At 68.8% G+C, this 20,688-nt stretch carries 22 protein-coding genes; 5 read left to right on the plus strand and 17 right to left on the minus strand.

Annotation, left to right across the window (positions count from 1 at the left end; all coding sequences use genetic code 11):
• Window positions 1-6: 6 nt before the first annotated feature.
• Window positions 7-372 carry an NADH-quinone oxidoreductase subunit A gene (locus tag ACSHWB_RS11135; protein ID WP_030478224.1) on the minus strand — a complete coding sequence of 122 codons (366 nt, stop codon included), beginning with the start codon at window positions 370-372 and terminating at the stop codon, window positions 7-9.
• Window positions 373-637: 265 nt separating this feature from the next.
• Window positions 638-1,903: a geranylgeranyl reductase family protein gene (locus ACSHWB_RS11140; protein ID WP_439661967.1), complete on the minus strand. Its 1,266-nt coding sequence runs from the start codon at window positions 1,901-1,903 to the stop codon at window positions 638-640.
• A 215-nt stretch (window positions 1,904-2,118) separates the two neighbouring features.
• Between ACSHWB_RS11140 and ACSHWB_RS11145 the strand changes: the two genes are divergently transcribed.
• Window positions 2,119-3,081: a hypothetical protein gene (locus ACSHWB_RS11145; protein ID WP_439661968.1), complete on the plus strand. Its 963-nt coding sequence runs from the start codon at window positions 2,119-2,121 to the stop codon at window positions 3,079-3,081.
• Between the two features lie 99 nt (window positions 3,082-3,180).
• Here ACSHWB_RS11145 and ACSHWB_RS11150 read toward each other — a convergent pair whose 3' ends face one another.
• Genes ACSHWB_RS11150 through ACSHWB_RS11160 form a run of 3 tightly spaced genes read right to left on the minus strand, consistent with a single transcriptional unit; the run spans window position 3,181 to window position 6,101 of the window.
• Window positions 3,181-3,897 (minus strand): demethylmenaquinone methyltransferase, encoded by a 717-nt coding sequence (locus ACSHWB_RS11150; protein WP_439661969.1) that lies wholly within the window; start codon window positions 3,895-3,897, stop codon window positions 3,181-3,183.
• A 36-nt stretch (window positions 3,898-3,933) separates the two neighbouring features.
• Complete coding sequence (locus ACSHWB_RS11155; protein WP_439661970.1) at window positions 3,934-5,031, minus strand: glycosyltransferase family 4 protein; 1,098 nt, start codon at window positions 5,029-5,031, stop codon at window positions 3,934-3,936.
• Window positions 5,028-6,101: a glycosyltransferase family 4 protein gene (locus ACSHWB_RS11160; RefSeq protein WP_439661971.1), complete on the minus strand. Its 1,074-nt coding sequence runs from the start codon at window positions 6,099-6,101 to the stop codon at window positions 5,028-5,030. Before ACSHWB_RS11160 ends, ACSHWB_RS11155 begins: the two co-directional genes overlap by 4 nt.
• 144 nt (window positions 6,102-6,245) lie before the next feature.
• On the opposite strand from ACSHWB_RS11160, the gene ACSHWB_RS11165 reads away from it, so the two are divergent.
• On the plus strand, window positions 6,246-7,079 hold the full coding sequence (locus tag ACSHWB_RS11165; RefSeq protein WP_439661972.1) for an inositol monophosphatase family protein: 834 nt from the start codon (window positions 6,246-6,248) through the stop codon (window positions 7,077-7,079).
• On the opposite strand, the gene ACSHWB_RS11170 is transcribed toward ACSHWB_RS11165, so the two are convergent.
• The 7 genes from ACSHWB_RS11170 to ACSHWB_RS11200 form a co-directional block, all read right to left on the minus strand.
• Entirely contained in the window at window positions 7,064-7,684 is a 621-nt protein-coding gene (locus ACSHWB_RS11170) for a hypothetical protein (RefSeq protein WP_439661973.1), read from the minus strand. The genes ACSHWB_RS11165 and ACSHWB_RS11170 overlap by 16 nt on opposite strands.
• 70 nt (window positions 7,685-7,754) lie before the next feature.
• Window positions 7,755-8,795 (minus strand): 1,2-phenylacetyl-CoA epoxidase subunit PaaE, encoded by a 1,041-nt coding sequence (gene paaE, locus ACSHWB_RS11175; protein ID WP_439661974.1) that lies wholly within the window; start codon window positions 8,793-8,795, stop codon window positions 7,755-7,757.
• 1 nt (window position 8,796) lies between these two features.
• Window positions 8,797-9,288, minus strand: coding sequence for a 1,2-phenylacetyl-CoA epoxidase subunit PaaD (gene paaD, locus ACSHWB_RS11180; protein ID WP_439661975.1), 492 nt, complete (start codon window positions 9,286-9,288; stop codon window positions 8,797-8,799).
• Complete coding sequence (gene paaC / locus ACSHWB_RS11185) at window positions 9,285-10,169, minus strand: 1,2-phenylacetyl-CoA epoxidase subunit PaaC (RefSeq protein ID WP_439661976.1); 885 nt, start codon at window positions 10,167-10,169, stop codon at window positions 9,285-9,287. The genes paaD and paaC overlap by 4 nt, the downstream gene beginning before the upstream one ends.
• The gene (gene paaB, locus ACSHWB_RS11190; protein ID WP_439661977.1) at window positions 10,166-10,450 is read right to left on the minus strand and encodes a 1,2-phenylacetyl-CoA epoxidase subunit PaaB; all 285 of its coding nucleotides are present in this window, start codon (window positions 10,448-10,450) and stop codon (window positions 10,166-10,168) included. Before paaB ends, paaC begins: the two co-directional genes overlap by 4 nt.
• The gene (gene paaA, locus ACSHWB_RS11195) at window positions 10,447-11,385 is read right to left on the minus strand and encodes a 1,2-phenylacetyl-CoA epoxidase subunit PaaA (protein ID WP_439661978.1); all 939 of its coding nucleotides are present in this window, start codon (window positions 11,383-11,385) and stop codon (window positions 10,447-10,449) included. Before paaA ends, paaB begins: the two co-directional genes overlap by 4 nt.
• 10 nt (window positions 11,386-11,395) lie before the next feature.
• Window positions 11,396-11,827, minus strand: a complete 432-nt coding sequence (locus ACSHWB_RS11200) for a DUF3592 domain-containing protein (protein WP_439661979.1) — start codon at window positions 11,825-11,827, stop codon at window positions 11,396-11,398.
• Window positions 11,828-11,905: 78 nt separating this feature from the next.
• On the opposite strand from ACSHWB_RS11200, the gene ACSHWB_RS11205 reads away from it, so the two are divergent.
• Window positions 11,906-13,138: an isochorismate synthase gene (locus ACSHWB_RS11205; protein ID WP_439661980.1), complete on the plus strand. Its 1,233-nt coding sequence runs from the start codon at window positions 11,906-11,908 to the stop codon at window positions 13,136-13,138.
• Here ACSHWB_RS11205 and ACSHWB_RS11210 read toward each other — a convergent pair.
• From ACSHWB_RS11210 to menD, 5 genes are all read right to left on the minus strand, one after another.
• The gene (locus tag ACSHWB_RS11210) at window positions 13,110-13,658 is read right to left on the minus strand and encodes a GrpB family protein (RefSeq protein WP_439661981.1); all 549 of its coding nucleotides are present in this window, start codon (window positions 13,656-13,658) and stop codon (window positions 13,110-13,112) included. The two genes, ACSHWB_RS11205 and ACSHWB_RS11210, sit on opposite strands and share 29 nt — an antisense overlap.
• Before the next feature lie 135 nt (window positions 13,659-13,793).
• Entirely contained in the window at window positions 13,794-14,651 is an 858-nt protein-coding gene (locus ACSHWB_RS11215) for a helix-turn-helix domain-containing protein (RefSeq protein WP_439661982.1), read from the minus strand.
• A 60-nt stretch (window positions 14,652-14,711) separates the two neighbouring features.
• Window positions 14,712-15,461 carry an SDR family NAD(P)-dependent oxidoreductase gene (locus ACSHWB_RS11220; RefSeq protein ID WP_439661983.1) on the minus strand — a complete coding sequence of 250 codons (750 nt, stop codon included), beginning with the start codon at window positions 15,459-15,461 and terminating at the stop codon, window positions 14,712-14,714.
• A gap of 41 nt (window positions 15,462-15,502) precedes the next feature.
• Complete coding sequence (locus tag ACSHWB_RS11225) at window positions 15,503-17,005, minus strand: M1 family metallopeptidase (protein ID WP_439661984.1); 1,503 nt, start codon at window positions 17,003-17,005, stop codon at window positions 15,503-15,505.
• 54 nt (window positions 17,006-17,059) lie between these two features.
• Window positions 17,060-18,631: a 2-succinyl-5-enolpyruvyl-6-hydroxy-3-cyclohexene-1-carboxylic-acid synthase gene (gene menD / locus ACSHWB_RS11230; RefSeq protein ID WP_439661985.1), complete on the minus strand. Its 1,572-nt coding sequence runs from the start codon at window positions 18,629-18,631 to the stop codon at window positions 17,060-17,062.
• A 71-nt stretch (window positions 18,632-18,702) separates the two neighbouring features.
• Here menD and ACSHWB_RS11235 point away from each other — a divergent pair, with 71 nt between their 5' ends.
• A complete protein-coding gene (locus ACSHWB_RS11235) occupies window positions 18,703-19,605 on the plus strand; it encodes a 1,4-dihydroxy-2-naphthoyl-CoA synthase (protein WP_093605881.1) in 903 nt (300 codons plus the stop codon).
• Between the two features lie 11 nt (window positions 19,606-19,616).
• On the plus strand, window positions 19,617-20,648 hold the full coding sequence (gene menE, locus ACSHWB_RS11240) for an o-succinylbenzoate--CoA ligase (RefSeq protein WP_439661986.1): 1,032 nt from the start codon (window positions 19,617-19,619) through the stop codon (window positions 20,646-20,648).
• Window positions 20,649-20,688 lie beyond the last annotated feature (40 nt).

Raw genomic sequence — 20,688 nt, forward strand, 5'->3', positions numbered from 1 at the left:
ACTTCCTCAGTTCCAGTCGAGGCCGCCGCGACGCCACACGTAGACGTACGCGAAGCCGACCGTGGCGACGAACAGGACGATCTCCACCAGCCCGAACAGGCCGAGCTTGTCGGCCGCTACGGCGAACGGGTAGAGGAAGACCATTTCGATGTCGAACAAGATGAACAGCATCGCCGTCAGGTAGTAGGCGACGGGCATGCGCCCACCACCCACGACCGGCTGCGGGCTCGGCTCGATGCCGCACTCGTACGCGTCGAGCTTCGCCTTGTTGTAGCGGCGCGGTCCGATGTAGGGAGCCGCGGTCACCGAGAACAGTGCGAACGCCCCGGCGAGCGCGAACATCAATACGAGGGGGAGGTAAGGGTCAAGCACGCTCCGTCGTCCTTTCCTCGCGGTCGCCCGCACCCTAAGGGTGTTGTTCTGCTGCACGTTTGTTAGGCGAACCTAACAAACGCTTGTGAAACAGTTCACAAGCTTGTTCAGACTGTTGTGAAGTGATTCACAAGGTCGCTCGCCAGTGTAGAACGCCTGTAAATGACCTGGATCACAGGGTCTGACCTGGGGGTTTAACGTGGCCGACACATGCGAAACGGCACCGGCTCGTATTGAGCCGGTGCCGTCACCTATTCGGAGTAATTTACGCGCTGGGAGCGAGCTTCGTGGCAGCCACGATCAGGCGGTCCATTGAGTCGCCGTCCTTGGGGTCGTACAGGCCCGCGAGGAGCTTGAGCACCAGTTTCATCAGGCGTTTCCGCGGCATTCCGTACTTCGTTGCGGTCCGCATGATCGCCGGGTTTCCGATGAGCTTCGAGAAGACGTTCCCGAGCCGGTAGTAACTGCCGAGCGCCTCTTCGATCCGGACCGGGTAGCCGTGCAGCGCCCGTTCACGGTTGACGCCCGTCCGCGCAAGCGCTTGGACGATCGACTCGGAGGCGATCTTGGCCGACTCCATGGCGTAACCGATGCCCTCGCCGTTGAACGGGTTGACCATGCCGCCGGCGTCGCCGACGAGCAGCAGACCCGCCCGGTAGTGCGGCTTGCGGTTGAGGCCCATGGGGAGCGCGGCGCCGCCGATGCGGCTCGTCGCGTTCTCCTCGCGGAAGCCCCACTCCTCCGGCGTGCCGTCGAGCCAGCTGCGCAGGAGCTGGCGGTAGTCGGTGGTGCCGTAGGCCTTTGACGTGCTGAGAATGCCGAGGCCGACGTTCACGCTGCCGTCACCCATGCCGAAGATCCAGCCGTAGCCTGGCAGCAGCTGACCGTCCGGCGCCCACAGCTCCAGGTGCGACTCGAGGTAGTCGTCCTTGGTGCGCGGGCTGGAGTAGTAGCGGCGGACCGCGACGCCCATCGGCTTCGCGTCGTCCTTCTGCAGGCCGACGGACAGGGCCAAACGAGCTGACACACCGTCACAACCGACGATGATCGGGGCCCGGTAGGTGACCGGGTTCTTCTCCGGTCCCTGCTTGGCCTCGACGCCGACGACCCGGCCGTTCTCGATGATCGCCTTGGTGACCGTCGTGTGCTCGTGCATGCGCGCACCGGCGGCCTTGGCGGCGTTCGCGAGCATCTCGTCGAAGTCCATGCGCGGGCGCACGACGCCGTAGTTGGGGAACGTGGCCAGGTCCGGCCAGTCGAGCTCCATCGTGACGCCGCCACCGACGACGCGCAGGCCCTTGTTGTGCAGCCAGCCGTTGCTCTCGCGGGTGTCGATGCCCAGGTCGATGAGCTGCTTCACGCCACGGGGGGTCAGGCCGTCGCCGCAGACCTTCTCCCTCGGAAAGGTGCTCTTCTCCAGGAGGAGGACGTCGAGGCCCGCCCTGGCGAGGTAGGTCGCCGCGGTCGAGCCCGCCGGTCCCGCCCCCACCACGATGACGTCGGCGTCCTCGTTGATCCCGCGCCTGCTCATCCAGACTCCCTAACGTGTGCCGTGACTCCTCCGCGACTCTAACCGTCGCAAGCTGAGACCAGAGCCGCCAGCCACTCCTGCCGCTCCGGCACGCGGGGCCCTCCCGTACCGACATGCAGTACGAAAGCGCCCCGCGTGCCTTTCAAGATCGCGAGTTGTCCACAAGTTGATCAATGCCGCTTGAGCTGTCGCGCCGTGTGTTGATGATTGGTCAGATGGCGAAGAAGCGGTCCATCGACTACGCGGTGCTGAGCGACTGGTTCGAAGAGGGGGTCGCGACCCGTCGTGACCTGCTGGGCCTCGGCTTCAGCGGCAACACCCTGGCCCACAAATGCCGCCCAGGAGGCGGCTGGACACGTCTGTTCCTCGGCGTGTACCTGCTGACCGGCGGATCACCGAGCCGCAGTCAACTGGTTCGAGGCGCTCTGCTGAGAGCAGGTCCGCTCACGTTCCTGACCGGCCTGCAGGCTGTGCGGCTCCACGGCGTCCGGCGCACTCCGGACGATCAGCGAATCCACGTCCTGGTCCCTCACGGGCGCCGGGTGACCAGCCAGGGTTCCATGCTCGTCGAACGCACGAATCGTCCGTGGACGGGCACCATGATCAACGGTTTTCCGGTGGCCACCCTCAACCGCGCACTCATCGACGCAGCCAGGCGGGAGTCCCGTCTCGACGTGATTCGAGCCTTCATCGCGGACGCCGTGCAGAAACAGCTCTGCTCCGCTGAGGACGTCGCGGCCGAGTTGCGGGATCTCCGGTTGAGCGGCACTGCTCTGCCGCGGCGGGTGTTGGAGGAGATCAGCGACGGCGTCCGGTCTGCGGCGGAAGCGTGGTCACGTTCGTTGATCAGGCACTCCGCTCTGCCCGCGCCCACGTGGAACGTCTCGATCAGGTCAGCTACCGGTGGCCAGTTGGCCATCGTCGACGCCTGGTGGGAGGAAGTCGGGCTGGCGTGGCAGATCGACTCGATGGAGTTCCACCTTTCCCCGAACGACTACGCACGCACGATGGCTCAACATTCCGCGCTGCTCGCCAACGGCGTGATGACCGTGCACACGGTTCCCTCGCGTCTGAAGACAGAGCCCGCGAAGGTCCTGGCAGAGCTACGTGGCGCGTACAACGTTGCGGCGCAGCGTCCACGCCCGAACGTCAGCGCGACGCTGTGGCGGCCTGTTTGAGCGGCACGCGGGGCGCTTTCGTACTGCATGTCGGTACGGGAGGGCCCCGCGTGAGGAAAGGCAGAGAGGGTGGATCGGGGGCTTGCGCTGGTGAGCGGGCTACTGCTCTACGGGTTCTGCGGCCTTCGGCTTGGGCTTGGTCGCGCGGTGCAGGGCCACCACGCCGCCGGTCAGGTTGAACCAGGCCACGTCCTCCCAGCCCGCCTGCGAGATGAGCTCGCCGAGCGTGCGCTGGTCCGGCCACGTGGCCATGGACTCGGCCAGGTAGGAGTACGCGACGGGGTTGCTCGACACGAACCTCGCGATGAGCGGCAGCAGCTTGAGCAGGTACCGCATGTAGACGAAGCGGAACGGCTTCCAGACCGGTGTGGAGACCTCGCAGATCACCATGCGGCCGCCCGGCTTCGTGACGCGGGCCATCTCCTTCAGGGCCACGACCGTGTCGTTGAAGTTGCGGATGCCGAAGGACACCGTGACGGCGTCGAACGACTCGTCCTTGAACGGCAGCCGCAGGGCGTCCGCGGCCACCTTCGGGACCCGGCGGTGCGCTCCGGAGGAGAGCATGCCCACGGAGAAGTCCGCGGCCACGCACCAGGCGCCGGACGCGGTGTACTCGACGGTCGACACGGCGGTGCCGGCGGCCAGGTCGAGGACCTTCTCGCCGGGGCGGGCGTCGAGCACGCGCCTGCTCCAGTCCCGCCAGCGGCGGTCGAAGCCCAGCGTCATGACCGAGTTCGTGCGGTCGTAGCCCTTGGCCACGCCGTCGAACATCTCGGCGACCTCGCGGGGGTTCTTGTCCAAGCCGGCACGCGACATGCCTTAGAGACTAAGTCAGCGCCGCTGAGATCTTCTTCAGGGCACCTTCAGCGCGCTGAGCATGCCGTCGACGGCCGCGTGCCACGGGTACTCCTCGGCGCGGGCCCGTGCCGCCTCCCTGGAGCCCGACGCCAGCAGGCGCCGGGCGGCGGAGGCGAAGGCGGGGGCGTCGTCGGAGACGGCCGCGCCGCAGGACGGCTGGACGATCTCCTTCAGCGCACTGCTCCGGCTGACGACCACCGGTGTGCCGCTGGCCAGGGCTTCGAGGGCCGCCAGCCCGAACGTCTCGTGCGGGCCGGGAGCGAGGGAGAGGTCCGCGGAGGCCAGCAGGGAGGCGACGTCCGAACGGGACTTCACGAAGCCCAGGAACGTCACCGGCAGACCCGCCGCGCGCTTCTCCAGGAAGGCGCGGCGCGGGCCGTCACCGGCGATCACCAGGCGTGCGGAGTGGCCCTGTTCGTGGAGCTCGGCGAGCGTGTCGACGGAGCGTTCCACGTGCTTCTCCGGTGACAGGCGTCCACAGTGGATCAGCAGCTTCTCGCTGCCCTGCAACAGATCCCGCCGCAGTTCGGACGAGTGCCTGCTCGGAGTGAAGGTGGCGAGGTCGACGCCCAGCGGTACCTGGGTGACGTTCTCGGCGCCGATGCGGTCGAACTCCTCGCGGGCGAACCCGGTCGTGCAGACGACGGTGTCGTAGGAGGCGGCCATGCGGCGGTTCGCCCAGTCCGCGCCGCGTTCAGCCGGGGAGGCCGGGAGCACGAACTGGAGCAGGCGGTCCAGGCGTTCGTGGGAGATCACGATGTTCGGGATGCCGCGCTCGCTCGCCCACGCGCCCATGCCCCGCAGCGTCAGTCGGTCGGAGACCTCCAGCCGGTCCGGGCGCAGGTCCTGCATGAGCGACTTGACCCGCCACGGGTCCACCACGCGGTAGCCGCCGGTGTACGGGATCTTCACCGCCGGGAGGGTGATGCGCCGGACGCCGCCGGGCAGTCGCTCGTCGGCGTGCCGCGGGCCGGGCACGACCAGCACCACCTCGTGCCCCAGCTGCACGTAGCCCGTGCCCAGGTGGTGCAGTGCCGTGCGGAGACCGCCCGACTTGGGTCCGTAGAAGTTGGCGAGCTGCACGATTCTCAAGCGGCCGCCCGGTGAGAGATTCCGATCACAGCGGCGTAGTGGCCCATCAGCTCGTCGCAGATCGCCGGCCAGGTGCGGGTCAGCACCGACTTGCGGGCGGCGAGCCCGAACCGCTTGCGCACCACCGGGTCGCGCAGCAGGTCCACGTACTGCGCGATGTCGTCCTCGAACAGGTACCCGGTGCGGCCGTGGCGAACCAGGTCGCGCGGGCCTCCTGCGTTCGGCGCGAGGACCGGCAACCCGGTCGCCAGCGCCTCCTGCACGGCCTGGCAGAACGTCTCGTGCGGGCCGGTGTGGATGAAGACGTCGAGCGACGCGTAGGCCTCCGCGAGCTCCTGGCCGGTGCAGAAGCCCAGGAACTCCGCGTTCGGCATGTCCTTCTCCAGTTGCTCGCGGTCGGGACCGTCGCCGACGATGCGCAGCCTCACGCCGGGCAGGTCGTGCAGCTCGCGCAGCCGCTGGACCTGCTTCTCCGGCGCGAGACGGCCGACGTAGCCCACGGTGAGCTCGTCGTTGTGCTTCGGGCGCGGGTGGAAGAGGTCGATGTCGACACCGCGGCCCCACCGGTGCACGCGCGGCACGCCGTGCTGCTCCAGCGCCTCGACCGCGGAGCTCGACGGCGCCAGCGTCCGGTCCGCCAGCGTGTGCAGGCGTTTCATCCACCGCCACGCGGCGCGCTTGGTGAGCCCGAGACCGTAGTTGCCCGCGAACCCGGCGACGTCGGTCTGGTAGACCGCGACCGTGGGCACGTCGAGCTTGCGCGCGGCTCTGAGGCCGTACGCGCCGAGCACGAACGGTGAGGCGAGGTGCACGACGTCGGGCTGGAACTCGGCGAGCGCGTGCAGCACTCTCGGGCTGGGCACGCCGATGGGAAGACTCGTCACCATGGGCACGTCGACGGAGGAGACTCTGATGACGGGGGTGCCGTGGTGCTCGTCCGCACCGGCGCCAGGCGCCACGACCAGCGCCTGGTGGCCGTTGCGGCGCAGGTGCTCCAGCACGCGGAGCACGGAGTTGGTGACGCCGTTCACCTGAGGCAGGAAGCTCTCGGTCACGATCGCTACTCGCACAGGGACACCATGAAGTGCGCGCATGAAGTCCGCGTGACACGAAATTTGACGTGGACGGAACACCTCACGTCGTGGCCAGGTGATCGTCGTTTCGTCATCTGCGCTTAGGTTGCCGGACATCCGACCCGGTGAAACTAGGCCAGCATGACCGTCTTGTCGTCCCGTCCCGCGCACCCGGTAGACCCCGGCCTGGTGTCCATCGCGCTGGAAGTGGCCGGTCGCCTGGCGAACGACGCCTCGGACGTCATCATGGCCACCGCCGGCCGCGGCGTGCGTCCCGACTCCGACGAGTCACCGTTCGACTGGGTCACCGACACCGACCGCACCCTGGAACGCCACACCCGGCGCGTGCTCACCGCCGAGTTCCCCTCGATCCCCGTGTTCTGCGAGAACTCCGATCGCGACGTCCCCGGTGACTCGGAGTTCCGCTGGGTCGTGGACCCCGTGGACGGCACCGCGAACTACACGGCGGGCATGCCCTGGTGTGCCTACAGCCTCGCGCTGGTGGACCGCTGGGGCCCCGTTGTGGGCGTGGTCGCCGACCCGTACCGCTCGCAGATCTACGCCGCCGCCCGAGGCCGTGGCATGCGCGCGAACGGCACACCGGTCCGCCTGGCCGAACGCCAAGGCGACTCCCTCGTCGTGTGCACCGAGATGACCCGTACCGGCCCATGGCCCGGCATGGGCGAGTTCATCTCCACGGCCGCGACAGCAGGCACGGGCGTGCGCGTCCTCGGTTCGAAGGCACTCGCCGTCGCACAGGTGGCGTTGGGTCACGTGGCTGCAGCCGTGCTGCACGGCTACCACGAGTGGGACGTGGCCGGTGCGGTGTCGTTGGCCGTGGAGTCAGGTGCGGTCGTGCTCGACAGACGCGGCGAGGGCGCCCAACTGCCCGTGGACGGCCTGCTGGTCGCCGCCCCGGAGGCAGCCGACGAGGTGCTGGGCTGGTGGCAGTCCGCGCTTCAGGTCGACAGCTGAGGAAGCTGGTTCTCCAGCACCTCGAGGTGCGTGCGGGCCTCGTCCAGCTCCGGGTGGTCGAACATCTGCAGGGCCACGCGCCCGACCTCGTTCTCGAACTGGTGGAAGTCGTGCGTGGCCTTCAGCAGCCGCTGGTAGACCGGGTGCTGCCGGTCGACGGCACCCAGCGCCCTGCCGAGCTGCGCGATGCCGCGCACGTCGTCGAGCTCCTTGGTGAGCTGCTCGCTGATCCTCCACAGCCAGTCCTTGGCCGGCGAGTTCGGCACGGTCTGGATCGCCGCCGCGACCCTGCGGGTGGACTCGGCGCAGCGTTCGACCAGGTCGGACCACATGTCGTAGGGCTGCTGCGGTACCGGCGGGTGGTACATCGGCTGCGGCACGCGCCGTGGCTGCTGCATCGACGTGCGGACGGCGCCCACGATCGTGCCGACGACGGCTCCGGGAACGCCGCCGAAGAGCGCGGAGACGAAAGCGATCGCGATGAACGTGATGAAGACCGACGACGACGTGTCGCTGGGGGTGGACGCGTCTATGACCGCGGTGAGGACGCCCATCAGCACGGTGCCGATCAAGGCACCCCAGAGAGCTGAACGGACGACCAACATGCGATCGATCGTGCCACGTCCACGGCCGGTTGGTGGTCTTATCTGAGATCGCGAGCAGCAGATCTCAGGTTCAGGCGTCGAAGTCGACCGTCACGCACTCGCTGGTCGGCAGCGCCTGACAGGTCAGCACGAACCCGGCCGCCACCTCGGACGCGTCGAGCGCGTAGTTCCGCCGCATCTCCACGCTGCCCTCGGTGACGAGCGCCCGGCACGTGCCGCACACCCCGCCCTTGCAGGCGAACGGCAGATCGGCGCGCACGCGCTGGGCGGCGTCCAGGATCGGTTCGCCGGCGGGCAACGGGAGCGTGGTCGACTTGCCGTCCAGCACGACCGTGACCGAGGCGGCGGCGTCCACCACGGCTTCCTTGCGGCGCGGTGGGGGCGGGGGCTCATCCACGTAGAAGAGCTCGTGGTGCACGCGGTCCTGCGGTACGCCGCGATCGCGCAGTACGGCCGTGGCGTCCTGCACCATCTCGTACGGACCGCACAGCCACCATTCGTCGATGGCGTCGAACGGGACGACGCTGCCGAACAGGGCCGTCAGCTTCTCAGCGGTCAGGCGGCCGGAGAACAGCTCCACGTCGCGCGGTTCGCGGGACAGCACGTGGATCAGCTGGAACGTCGCCGGGTAGCGGTCCTTCAGGTCGGCGAGCTCGTCGGCGAACATCACCGTGTTGGTGCTGCGGTTGCCGTACATCAGGGTCACGCGGGCGCCGGTGGCGAGCACGGTCGCGGCGATCGACAGGGCCGGGGTGATGCCGGAGCCCGCGACCACCAGGCCGTGGTGGGTGCCGGTGCCGGACGGGGTGAACTTGCCCAGCGGAGGCAGCACCTCGATCACGTCACCCGGGACCAGGCGGTCGACCAGCCACGTCGAGAACTGGCCGCCGTCGACGCGGCGGACGCCGATGCGCGGAGGAGCACCCGCCGGGGCGCAGATCGAGTACGAGCGGCGTTCGTCGCCCTGGCGCAGGGTCAGGTACTGGCCGGCGGCGAAGGCGAACTCGTCCGAGAGCTCGCCCGGCACGTCGAAGGTGACGGCGACGGCGTCGTCGCAGAGGCGGTCGACGTGGGCGACCGTGAGCTTGTGGAAGGCGGCGCGGCGCGACAACTCAGATCTCCTTGACGTGCTCGAACGGTTCGGCGCAGGCGTGGCAGCGGCGCAGGGCCTTGCACGCGGTCGAGCCGAACCGTGAAATCTCCGAGGTGTTCAGCGAACCGCACTGCGGGCACGCGACCTGGCGTGACGGCGGCACGAGGTTCAGCGGCACCGGGCCCGCGACCGCCGGTCCGATCCGGGACGGCGGCGCGATGCCGGCGGCTGCCAGTTTCGAGCGGCCTTCGTCGCTGATCCAGTCCGTGGTCCAGGCCGGGGAGAGCGACAGGCGCACCTCGACCTCGGCGTAACCGGCGCCGACGAGCGATCGGCGCAGGTCGGCGCCCATCTCGTCGATCGCGGGACAGCCCGAGTAGGTCGGGGTGATGGTGACGACGACGCGACCGTCCTCTTCGGACACTTCGCGCAGCACGCCGAGGTCGGCGAGCGTGAGGACCGGGAGCTCCGGGTCCCGCACGGCCGACGCGACCTCCAGTGCCGTCGTCACCAGACCGCTCCCGGCAGGGAACGGTGCAGGTGCTGCATCTCGGCGACCAGGTAGCCCATGGCCTCGGTGTGCACGCCGTCGCGGCCCGCCATGCCCGCGACACGGGCGGCGCGCGTGTCCGCGGGACGCGTCAGGCCCGAAGCGCTGAGCACCGCCTCCAGCACACCGTCCACTTCGGACCGCAGCGAGGCCGGGTCGACGGCGACGCCCTGGAGCGCGGTCTCGACCGAGTGCGTCGCGAACAGCTCGTCCACGAACGGCCACACCCGCTCCAGGCCCGCCTGCATGCGGCGGTGCGACTCGTCGGTGCCGTCGCCGAGGCGAACGGTCCACTGAGCGGCGTGGTCGCGGTGGTAGGCCAGCTCCTTGAGGCCCTTCTCGGCGATGGCAGCGAGGACAGGGTCTGCCGAGCCGCGCAGGCGTGAGAAGAGCGCCAGCCGCCACGACGAGAACACCAGCAGGCGCGCGATGGTCGTCGCGAAGTCGCCGCCGGGGCCGGGACCGCAGTCGATCTCGGTCAGGTGCACGTTGCGGAACTCGCGTTCGTCGCGCAGGTATGCCAGGGCGTCCTCGTCACGACCGAGCACCTCGCCGGCGCGCGTCAGCAGCATGCGCGCCTGGCCGAGCAGGTCCAGTGCGATGTTGGCGAGCGCGATGTCCTCTTCCAGCTCAGGAGCGCGCGAGCACCACTCCGAGAGGCGCTGCGAGTAGATCAGCGCGTCGTCGCCGAGCATCAGGCAGTACGCGGCAAGGGCTTCGCGATCGACCCCGGCCGCGAACTCGCGGTCGACGCCGGACAGGGCCTCCGAGAAGCCCGTTCCGAACGCCCAGTGCGCGTCCTCATTGCCGAGAAGCGACTCGTAGGCATTGTCGAAGCTCATAGGTGCGGCACGTCCTCGGGAATCGAGTAGAACGTCGGGTGCCGGTAGACCTTGTCCCCCGCCGGTGCGAAGAACGGGTCCTTCTCGTCCGGCGACGACGCGGTGATCTCCGTGGCGGGCACGACCCAGATCGACACGCCCTCGTTGCGGCGCGTGTAGACGTCACGGGCGTTGCGCAGCGCCATCTCCGCGTCCGGCGCGTGCAGCGAACCGACGTGCACGTGGTTCAGCCCGCGCTTGCCGCGCACGAACACTTCCCACAGCGGCCAAGACGTGCTCACGCGGCACCTTCCTTACGTGCGTGCTTCGCGGCGTGCGCGGCCGCAGCTTCACGGACCCACGCACCGTCGTCGTGCGCCTTGCGGCGGTGGGCGATGCGCTGCTCGTTGCAGACGCCACCACCCTTGACGACCTGCCAGAACTCGTCCCAGTCCGGCTGACCGAAGTCGTACTCGCCGCGCTCGGTGTTCCACTTGAGCTCGGGGTCCGGGAACGTCACGCCGAGCTTCTCGGCCTGCGGCATGCTCATGTTCACGAACTTCTGCCGCAGCTCGTCGTTGGTGTCGCGCTTGATCCGCCACGCCATCGACTGCTCGGTGTTCGTCGACTCGGCGTCCGGCGGGCCGAACATCATCAGCGCCGGCCACCACCAGCGGTTCACCGAGTCCTGCACCATGTCGCGCTGCTGCTGGGTGCCGCTCATCATCGTCATCAGCAGCTCGTAGCCCTGACGCTGATGGAACGACTCTTCCTTGCAGATGCGGATCATGGCGCGCGCGTACGGCCCGTAGGACGTGCGGCACAACGGCACCTGGTTGCAGATCGCGGCGCCGTCGACCAGCCAGCCGATGACGCCGACGTCGGCGAACGTGAGCGTCGGGTAGTTGAAGATCGAGGAGTACTTCTGGCGCCCCTCGATGAGCTTGGTCGTCAGGTCCTCGCGGTCGGCGCCGAGCGTCTCCGTCGCCGAGTACAGGTACAGGCCGTGGCCCGCCTCGTCCTGCACCTTCGCCAGCAGGATCGCCTTGCGCCGCAACGAGGGCGCGCGGCTGATCCAGTTGCCCTCCGGCTGCATCCCGATGATCTCGGAGTGTGCGTGCTGGGCGATCTGCCTGATCAGGGTCTTGCGGTAGCCGTCGGGCATCCAGTCGCGCGGCTCGATGCGCGCCTCGGACTGCACGGTGCGTTCGAAACGCAGCTCCAGGTCATCCGCCATGCCCCCGATGTTACACCCGGACGCCGAATCTGCGTAGAACTGTCACAACGGCGGCGATGACGATCCAGACGGACACGAGGAAGGTTCCAACGGGAAGCAGGCTGAGCGTCGCGGTCCGGCCCGCCACGCGCGTCAGTTCGGGGTTCGTCTGGTCGTACTCGACCCGCACGTTGTCGCCGACGTTGAGCCCGGCCGGGTACAGCACCCCCTGCGACGGGATGATCACGCGCCCGTCCGGTGTGGCGTAGCGCACAACGGTCCGGTTGAAGGACACGGAGTCGACCTGCGCGACCGCCTGCCCCATCGACCGCTCGATGGCCACGTCGTCACGCCAGCACGCGATCGGCAGGAGCACGCAGACGAGCGTGATCACGCCACCGACGACGAACAAAGCCCTGCAGACCGCACGGCGGACGCGTACACCGCGGGGCGTCTTGGTCACTGCGTCCTCCACCACAACTGAGAAGTCTAGAGCCGGGCGGATGCCGCGCTTTCAGGTTGATATCCATACAGTCGGAGAGTGACCTCAGCACCGACATCGCGAGCACGGCAGCGAATCCGCGTCCGGTCGAAGCGGGACACCGCCGGTGACCTGCTCGGAATGCTGCCCGACCCCGAGCGCGCGCTCGCCTGGGTGCGCGACGGGTCCGGCCTGGTCGGCTGGGGTGAGGCAGCTCGTCTGGAGGTCAGCGGCCCCGACCGGTTCGCGCAGGCCGACAAGTGGTGGCAGGAGTTCGTCTCCCACCTCGACGTGGACGACGAGCTGGGCGTACCGGGCAGCGGACCTGTGGCCTTCGTCTCGATGGCCTTCGCCGACTCACCGGGCGACTCGGTGCTGATCGTGCCCGAGGTCGTCGTAGGACGCCGCAACGGCGAGCAGTGGGTCACCACGATCGGCGCCTCCGACCCCGCGCCGCTGGTCACGCCGTTGTCGCGGCCGTCGACCGTCCGGTACTCGAACGGTCAGCTGCCGGTCACGCAGTACCGCGAGGCCGTGCGCAAGGCCGTCCAGCGGATGCGCGGCGGCGAGCTGGACAAGGTGGTGCTGGCCCACGACCTGATCGCTATGACCGACCGCCGGCTGGACCAGCGGTTCGTGCTGCAGGGGCTCGCACGGCGCTACCCCGAGTGCTGGGCCTACGCGGTGGACGGGCTGGTCGGCGCCACGCCTGAGCTGCTGCTGCGCCGGACCGGCTCGGTGGTGGACTCACGCGTGCTGGCCGGGACCACGTGGCCGCACGACGGTGTTTCGGACGAGGAGCTCGCCTCGGCGTTGATGTCGTCGGAGAAGAACCTCGAAGAGCACGACTACGCGGTCACCTCTCTCGCGGAGACGTTGCGGCCCTTTTGCACGACCATGTCGGTCGAGGGGCCTTCGGTGCTGAGGCTGCCGAACGTCTCGCACCTGTCTTCGGACGTGATCGGGACGCTGGAGTCGTCGGTGTCGTTGCTGCACCTCGGCGAGGCCGTGCATCCGACCGCCGCCGTGGGTGGGACGCCGCGGCTGGACGCCACCCAGCTGATCTCACAGCTGGAGGGCATGGATCGCGGGCGCTACGCGGGGCCCGTCGGGTGGATCGACGGGAACGGCGACGGGGAGCTCGGGATCGCGCTGCGGTGTGCGCAGATCTCCGGGTCGACGGCTCGGTTGTTCGCCGGGTGCGGGCTGGTGGCCGACTCGGATCCGGACATCGAGGTGGAGGAGGCGCACGCCAAGATGCGGCCTATGCGTGAGGCGCTGGAAGGCCTGTAACCCTGGCCACGAAGGCTGCTTTGCCTTCCGTGTAGGCCTCGCGATCGTGGCCGTTCTGGTCGGCCAGCCGGTGTTTCAGGTCTTCGTAGGCCTGGGCCAGGACCGGGTCGTTTCTCAGGGCGTCGCGGAAGCTGATCTGGTCCGCCCACCTCTGATGGCCTGCCTGGATCAGGTGGAGGTGGGCTTCGCGGCGCTGGCCGGTGGCATCCGGTTTCACGAAGAAGCGGCGGTACGGGCGGTTGTCCAGTTCCGGGGGCACGTAGGCCCAGCCGGCCGCGGCCAAGGGTGCGTTGGCGACGACGGTGTCCAGGTCGGTGACCGAGGCCATCAGGTCGACGATCGGCTTGGCCGCCAGGCCTGGGACGGCTGTCGAGCCGATGTGTTCGACGCCGTCGACCAGCCAGGGCTTCAGCAGGTGCAGGAGGCTGTCGCGTTCCGCTGCCGCGCGATCGGTCCATCGCGGGTCGTGCGGGTGCAGTTCGGCCCGTTCATAAGCCCATGCGGGCGCGTCCTTGGTCAACGTTCACCCTTCGACGAATGTGCGCAGGCCGAGGTGCTGAGGTCAGCGCCTCGGCTGCGACCTGCCCAAACTGTCAGACCCGCTTGCTAGTGTTGATTTTGGGGGAACCCGGCGGAGTCGTGTGTGTGGCGGGAGCTATCGCGCCGTGCGCCACCTACTCCGCAGGAGGTCGATTTCCTCTCGGGGCCGACCGATGTACTCCATGAGCTTGTTCCGGGTCTGCTCCTCGTTGAGAGCGACCTCAGCCAAGCGGTTGAAGTGCAGCCGCGTCCTGGCGACGGCACCAGCGTCCTGCACGAACACCCGCGAGAACTCGGTTTCGCTGTAGGCGATTGCCTTCGCCGCCTCGTACTCCCACAGAACGAAACCGGCCGAGACTGCGATCACCTCCTCTGGCACGATCCGAACCAGGTGGCTGTTGAACAGCAACCGCAGATACTGGTCCTCCATGACTTGGGCGTCACCGACCTCCTGCTGCAGCGCGATCTCATGGATGTAGAACACGCAATCCGCCCGATCGTGGCGCTGCAGGACTGCCTGGCGATCGGTCCGCATCTGTACGAGCCCGGGGATCTGCTCCTCGGTCGCGATACCGGTTCCTCGGTACAGGCAATCCGCGTACGCCCGCGTTTGCATGAGGCCCGGTGGGGTCAGCGTCTCGTAACTGCTGATCTTCGCGGCCGTGGACTCCGCCATGACGGCTGTGCGCAGCGAGTCCGCCGCCTGCACGATGTACTCGTCGAATGCATGCCGGTACCGCTGCTTGAAGACTTCGAAGAAGTCGATGTCCTTGCCACACAGGGTGAGGAACTGGACCAGGTCGACCTCGCTGGGACGTGCCTTGCCGTGTTCGATGGTCGAGATCTTGCTGGGGTGCCAGCCGAGGCGAGCGGCCGCCTCGGCTCCTTTGAGGTTGGTGCAGTTCTCGCGCAACCGGCGTAGTTCGTCGCCCAGATCCCGGCTGTATGCGGTGGATGAAGTGCTTGGTGCCATGCCATCGACGCTATGACGTGGAATTATTCCACGATACGGGCTCGTTCGGGTGAAAACGGCTCACCCATGCGGCCCGCCGCTGACATAGATGACCTGGCCCGTCACGTAGTCGGCGTCCTCCGCCGCGAAGAACAGCACCGCACGGGCGATGTCGTGCGGCGTCCCCACACGGCCCCGCGGGATGGACCGCCGCTGCGCCTCGATGTGCTCGTCGAGCGTGCGTCCAGCGCGAGCCGCGGACACCTTCGTCATCTCGGTCACCACCACGCCGGGGCCGATGGCGTTCACGGTGATGCCGAACGGCGCCAGGTCCAGGGCCGTGGCGCGGGTGAAGCCCTCCAGGCCGGCCTTGGCGGCGACGTAGTTGGCGCGGTCGTCGTCCACCAGGGCGGAGATGCTGGAGATGTTGACGACGCGGCCCCAGCCGGCGTCGCGCATGGCCGGGGCGGTGGCCTTGAGCAGCAGGAACGCGCCGCGCAGGTGGGTGGCCATCACGGCGTCCCAGTCGGCGAGCGGCATGTCGAGGACCATGTTGTCCCTCGCGAAGCCCGCGTTGTTGACCAGGATCTCGACTGCGCCCAGGCGGGCTGTCACCTCGGCGACGGCCTGCGTGACGGCGTCCGGGTCGCTGATGTCCGCCAGCACCGCCAGGGCTGTTCCGCCGGACTCGGTGATCTCGTCGGCCACGGCGTGTGCGCGGTCGGATCTGTCCACTACGGCCACGCGGTGGCCTTGGGCTGCCAGGGCTTTGGCTGTTCCGGCGCCGATGCCGGAACCGGCGCCGGTGACGAGCGCGACACGAGGATTCACTCGTTGATCGTGCTCGTCACCGGCCGGTGTCCGCCACCGAGTTACTTGTGCGCGTCCAGCAGCTCGTGCGTCAGCTGGATCTTGGCGCGGGACTTCGGTTCCGCGGTGACCGAGAGCGTCTTCGCGGCGACGTCGGCCGAACGTCCGGGAGCCTCGGCCGGCTTGCCCTTCGTGAACAGCCACGTCTGGAACAGCTGGTCGAGCTGCTGGCCGGAGACCCGCTCCGCCAGCGCGATGAACTCCTCGATCGTGGCGTCCGAGTACTTCTTCTCCGCGACCCAGGTCTTGAGGATCTCGAAGAACTTCTCGTCGCCCACGGCCACGCGCAGGGCGTGCACGGCCAGCGCGCCGCGGTCGTAGACGGCGCCGTCGAACACCGCGCCGGCACCGGGGTCGCCGGGCAGGACGTTCCAGAACTCGCTGTCGGCCGGGTACAGGTCGTAGGTGTAGTCGGCGTTCTCCTGCGCCGTGCCCTCACCGATGTACTCGGACCACAGGAACTCCGCGTAGGAGGCGAAGCCCTCGTTCAGCCAGATGTCCCGCCAGTGGTGGACCGAGACCGAGTCGCCGAACCACTGGTGGCCCAGCTCGTGCGCGACGACGTAGGTGTTGGCGCCGCGGCGGAAGAAGGCCGTGTCGTAGGTCGGGCGGGTCTGGTTCTCCAGCGCGTAGCCGAGGTTCGGGGTGACGACGCCGCCCTGTGCCTCGAACGGGTACGGGCCGAAGTTCTCCGCGAGGAACTCGTTGATCTCCGGCGTGCGCTCGATGCTCGCCTTCGCGGCGTCGGTGTTCTCGCCGAGGCGCTCGGAGTACGCGTTGACGTACGGCTGGCCCGACGGCGTGGTGCCCTGGCGGAGCTCGAACTGGCCGATGGTCAGGAACGTCAGGTACGTCGCCTGCGGCTTGGTGCTGCGCCAGTTCCAGCGGGTGTAGCCGTTGATCTGGCGGGTCTGGCCGAGGAAGGTGCCGTTCGAGATCGCCTCGACGCCGTTCGGGACGGCGACGTTGACGTCGAAGGTGGCCTTGTCGGTGGGGTGGTCGTTGGACGGGAACCACCAGGAGGCGATCTCCGGCTCACCGATGGCCAGCGCGCCGTCGACGGTCTTCGTCCAGGCCGTGAAGCCGTTGCGGTCCTTCACGGTGGACGGGCTGTCGGCGTACGTGACGACGATCGTCAGGTCCTGGCCCTTGCGGACGCCGCCGCGCGGGGTGAGCGTGAGCTCGCCCTCGTCCGAGACGAACGAGGCCGGGACGTTGTTCACGCGGACCGACTTCACCTTGAGCAGGAAGTCGAGGTTGAACTGCGTGAGGTCCTGGGTGGCCTTCGCCAGGATCGTCGTGGTGCCCGACAGCTGGTCGCCGGTCGGGTTGTAGTTGAGCCTGATGTCGTAGTGGGAGACGTCGTACCCGCCGTTGCCGTACGTGGGGAAGTACGGGTCGCCGGCTCCGGGAGCGCCCGGAGACGCCGCCAGCGCCGTCCCCGCGAAGAGCGTCATCGCGGCCGCGGACGCCACCGCGGCCGTCGTCTTTGATCTGATCGACATGCGGCGGACGCTATCCAGACGATCTAGACCCGCCTACCGACTTACGTATGTTTCCTACTTGGTGAAAACATTTGACACAGTCGCCTTGAGACGCTGGTGCAGTGAGCGCAGTTCGTCACGTTTTGCCTGCACTTCGACCACTTGGAGGCCTTTGGGCGACGCAATCGCGCTACGGAACTCGTCCTGCCCGTCCACAATGGAGTGCGGAATTCGGTAGCCCGCGCACAAAGCGGTCAGATCAGTCCCGTGCGGAGTGCCGAAAATTCTTTCGAAACTCCCGCCGTACTCCGGAGCGCCTTGTTCCAGCAACGAGAAGATCCCGCCGCCGTCGTCGTTGAGCACGACGATCGTGAGGTCCGGCAGTCGGTCGGCGAGCAGGCCGTTGCTGTCGTGCAGGAACGTCAGGTCGCCCATCAGCGCGTACGCGGGGCCGTCGTGGTTCCAGGCCAGCCCTACGGCCGTGGACACGCTCCCATCGATGCCGGCCGCGCCCCGGTTGGCGTGCACGGTGACGTCCGGACGCCGCTCGCTCGCGAAGTCGACGTCGCGGATCGGGTTCGACGAGCCCACGAACAGCAGCGACCCCGGCGGCATCGCCTGGACCAGGTCGCGGGCGACGTGCAGGCCGGTCGGCCACGGCTCGGCGTCCAGGAGGTCGTCGACGGCGACGCTGACGTCCTTCACCGCGCTCTGCCACACCTGCGACCACTCGCCGTCGAGCGCCTGGGGCTCCGGCAGCCAGGTCGAGGCCCGCGTCGCGGTGAACTGGACGTCCGGCCACTGCGCCTGCTCCCCCACCGCGTGCACGATCGGAGTGGCGCCCAGCAGCGCCTGCTGCCCCCTCGACAGGGTCACGCGCCCGACAACGAGCACCGCGTCGGGCCGCAGGTGCTCCGGCAGGCCGGCGTTGAGCAGCAACGAACCGTGGCGCAGGCCGCCGGGCGCGGTCGGCTCGGCGATCACCGGCCAGCCCAGCTCCGACGCCCTCCGCAGCCGTTCCGGACGGTCGTCGCCGAGCAGCACCAGCGTGCGGGCGGGCAGGTCGGACGGGCGGGTCTCGACGGTGAACGTGCGGTCCGTCTCGGTCCACGCGCCACGATCCGAGGACGGCCACTCGTCGTCGGCCGGGGTGAGCGGCGGCCGGAAAGGCACGTTGACGTGCGACGGACCGTCCGTGGCGATGGCGCGGCAGATCAACGAACGGGTCGTGGGCTCGTCGGCGCCCTCCGGCATGTGCAGCGTCGGGATGCCGAGGAGGTCGTGCTGGTTGATCGTCTGGCTGGAGCCGGTGCGGTAGAGCTCGACCGGACGGTCGGCCGTCAACGCGATCAACGGCACGTTCGTCAGCTGCGCCTCGATGACGGCCGGGTGCAGGTTCGCGACGGCGGTGCCGCTGGTGCACGTCACCACAGCGGGTTCGCCGGTCTTCGCAAGACCCAGCGCGAGGAACCCTCCGCTGCGCTCGTCGATGCGCACGTGCACCGTGAGCAGGCCCTTCTGCTCGGCCTGGTGCAGCGCGAACGACAGCGGGGCGTTGCGCGAGCCGGGGCACAGCACGACGTGACGCACGCCGTTGCGCACCAGCTCGTCGACGATCACCCTCGCCTGCGTCGTGGACGGGTTCATCCCTCAATTGTCACCGGGACACCTGAGAGGTCGCCCGCTGGTCTCGGCCTCCGGCCCTTAGAGTCTCGTGCGTGGCAGATCAGGAGCTCTTCGACCCGTCGTTGTGGAAGCCGATCGAGGGCTTCGACTTCACCGACATCACGTACCACCGCGCGCTCGACCAGGGCACCGTCCGGATCGCGTTCAACCGGCCCGAGGTGCGCAACGCGTTCCGGCCGCACACGGTGGACGAGCTGTACCGGGCGCTGGACCACGCGCGGATGTCGTCCGACGTCGGGTGCGTGCTGCTGACCGGCAACGGCCCCAGCGCCAAGGACGGCGGCTGGGCCTTCTGCAGTGGCGGTGACCAGCGGATCCGTGGTCGCAGCGGCTACCAGTACGCCTCCGGTGAGACGGCGGAGAGCGTCGACCCCGCGCGTGCGGGACGGCTGCACATCCTGGAGTGCCAGCGGCTGATCAGGTTCATGCCGAAGGTCGTCATCGCGGTCGTCCCCGGCTGGGCGGCGGGTGGCGGGCACAGCCTGCACGTCGTGTGCGACCTCACGATCGCGAGCGCCGAGCACGCGAAGTTCAAGCAGACGGACGCGGACGTCGGCTCGTTCGACGGCGGCTACGGGTCGGCCTACCTCGCCCGGCAGGTCGGGCAGAAGTTCGCCCGCGAGATCTTCTTCCTCGGCCGCACGTACTCCGCCGAGGACATGTACAAGATGGGCGCGGTCAACGAGGTCGTGCCGCACGCCGAGCTGGAGACGACGGCGCTGCAGTGGGCGCGCGAGATCAACGGCAAGTCGCCGACCGCCCAGCGGATGCTCAAGTACGCGTTCAACCTGATCGACGACGGCCTGGTGGGACAGCAGATCTTCGCCGGCGAGACGACCAGGCTCGCGTACATGACCGACGAGGCGGTGGAAGGCCGGGACTCCTTCCTCGAGAAGCGCGACCCCGACTGGTCGAACTACCCGTACTACTTCTGAGCAGGTAAAGCATGCTCGACGAACTGCGCGCGGCGCTCCAGGGCGGCGACCCGCTGGTGGACGGCCCCCTCGACGGCTGGGAGAAGCGGGCCGTGCTCGGCGTGCCCACCTCCGGGTCGACGGGCGAGCCGAAGACGGTGCTGCTCGACGCGGACGCGCTGACGACGTCCGCCGAGGCCACCTACGAACGGCTCGGCGGCCCCGGCACGTGGCTGCTGGCGTTGCCGACCGGCCACATCGCCGGGGTGCAGGTGCTGGTGCGGTCGATCGTCGCCGGCACCACGCCCGGTGTGCTCGACATGTCGAAGGGCTTCCGCGCCATGGGTTTCGCGCACGCCGCGCGGCCCGTGCTGGCCCAGCCGGGACGGCACTACACCGCGCTGGTGCCCACGCAACTCTCCCGGCTCGTCGTGGGCGAGGGGCCGGGGCTGGAGGCGCTGCGGCAGTTCGACGGCGTGCTGATCGGCGGGGCCGCCACGCCGCCGAAGCTGCTGGAGCAGGCGCGCGAACTCGGCGTGCAGGTCGTCACGACGTACGGCATGAGCGAGACCTCTGGCGGGTGCGTGTACGACGGCACGCCGTTGCGCGGGGTCTCGTTGCGCACCGACGACGTGATCGAGATCAGCGGGCCGGTGCTGGCGCTGGGATATCGCGGCAACCCGGAGCCGTTCGGCGAGTGGTTCCGCACCGGGGACCTCGGGCGGCTGCGCGACGGGCGGCTGGAGGTGCTGGGGCGCGCGGACGACGTGATCGTCACCGGCGGCGAGAAGGTGCCTCCGGTGCTGGTGGAACGGGCTCTGGCGACCGTCGAGGGCGTGCTGGAGGCGTGTGTCGTGGGCGTGCCAGACGCCGAGTGGGGGCAGGTCGTGGCCGCGGCCGTGGTCGCTCGTGGCACCGAGCCGTCGGTCGACGAACTGAAGGCCGCGGTCGCGGAGGCCGTGGGGCGAGCCGCCACGCCGAAGCTGGTGCGGTTCGTGCACGAGCTGCCGTTGCGCGGGCCGGGCAAGGTGAACCGGACGGCCGTCACCGACCTCTTTAGGTGAACCTTTACCGCTGAGGACAACTCTCCCCGCGAAGCGCACG

Origin of the sequence: Lentzea sp. HUAS TT2, assembly GCF_051853195.1 — a bacterium.
Classification (GTDB): domain Bacteria; phylum Actinomycetota; class Actinomycetes; order Mycobacteriales; family Pseudonocardiaceae; genus Lentzea.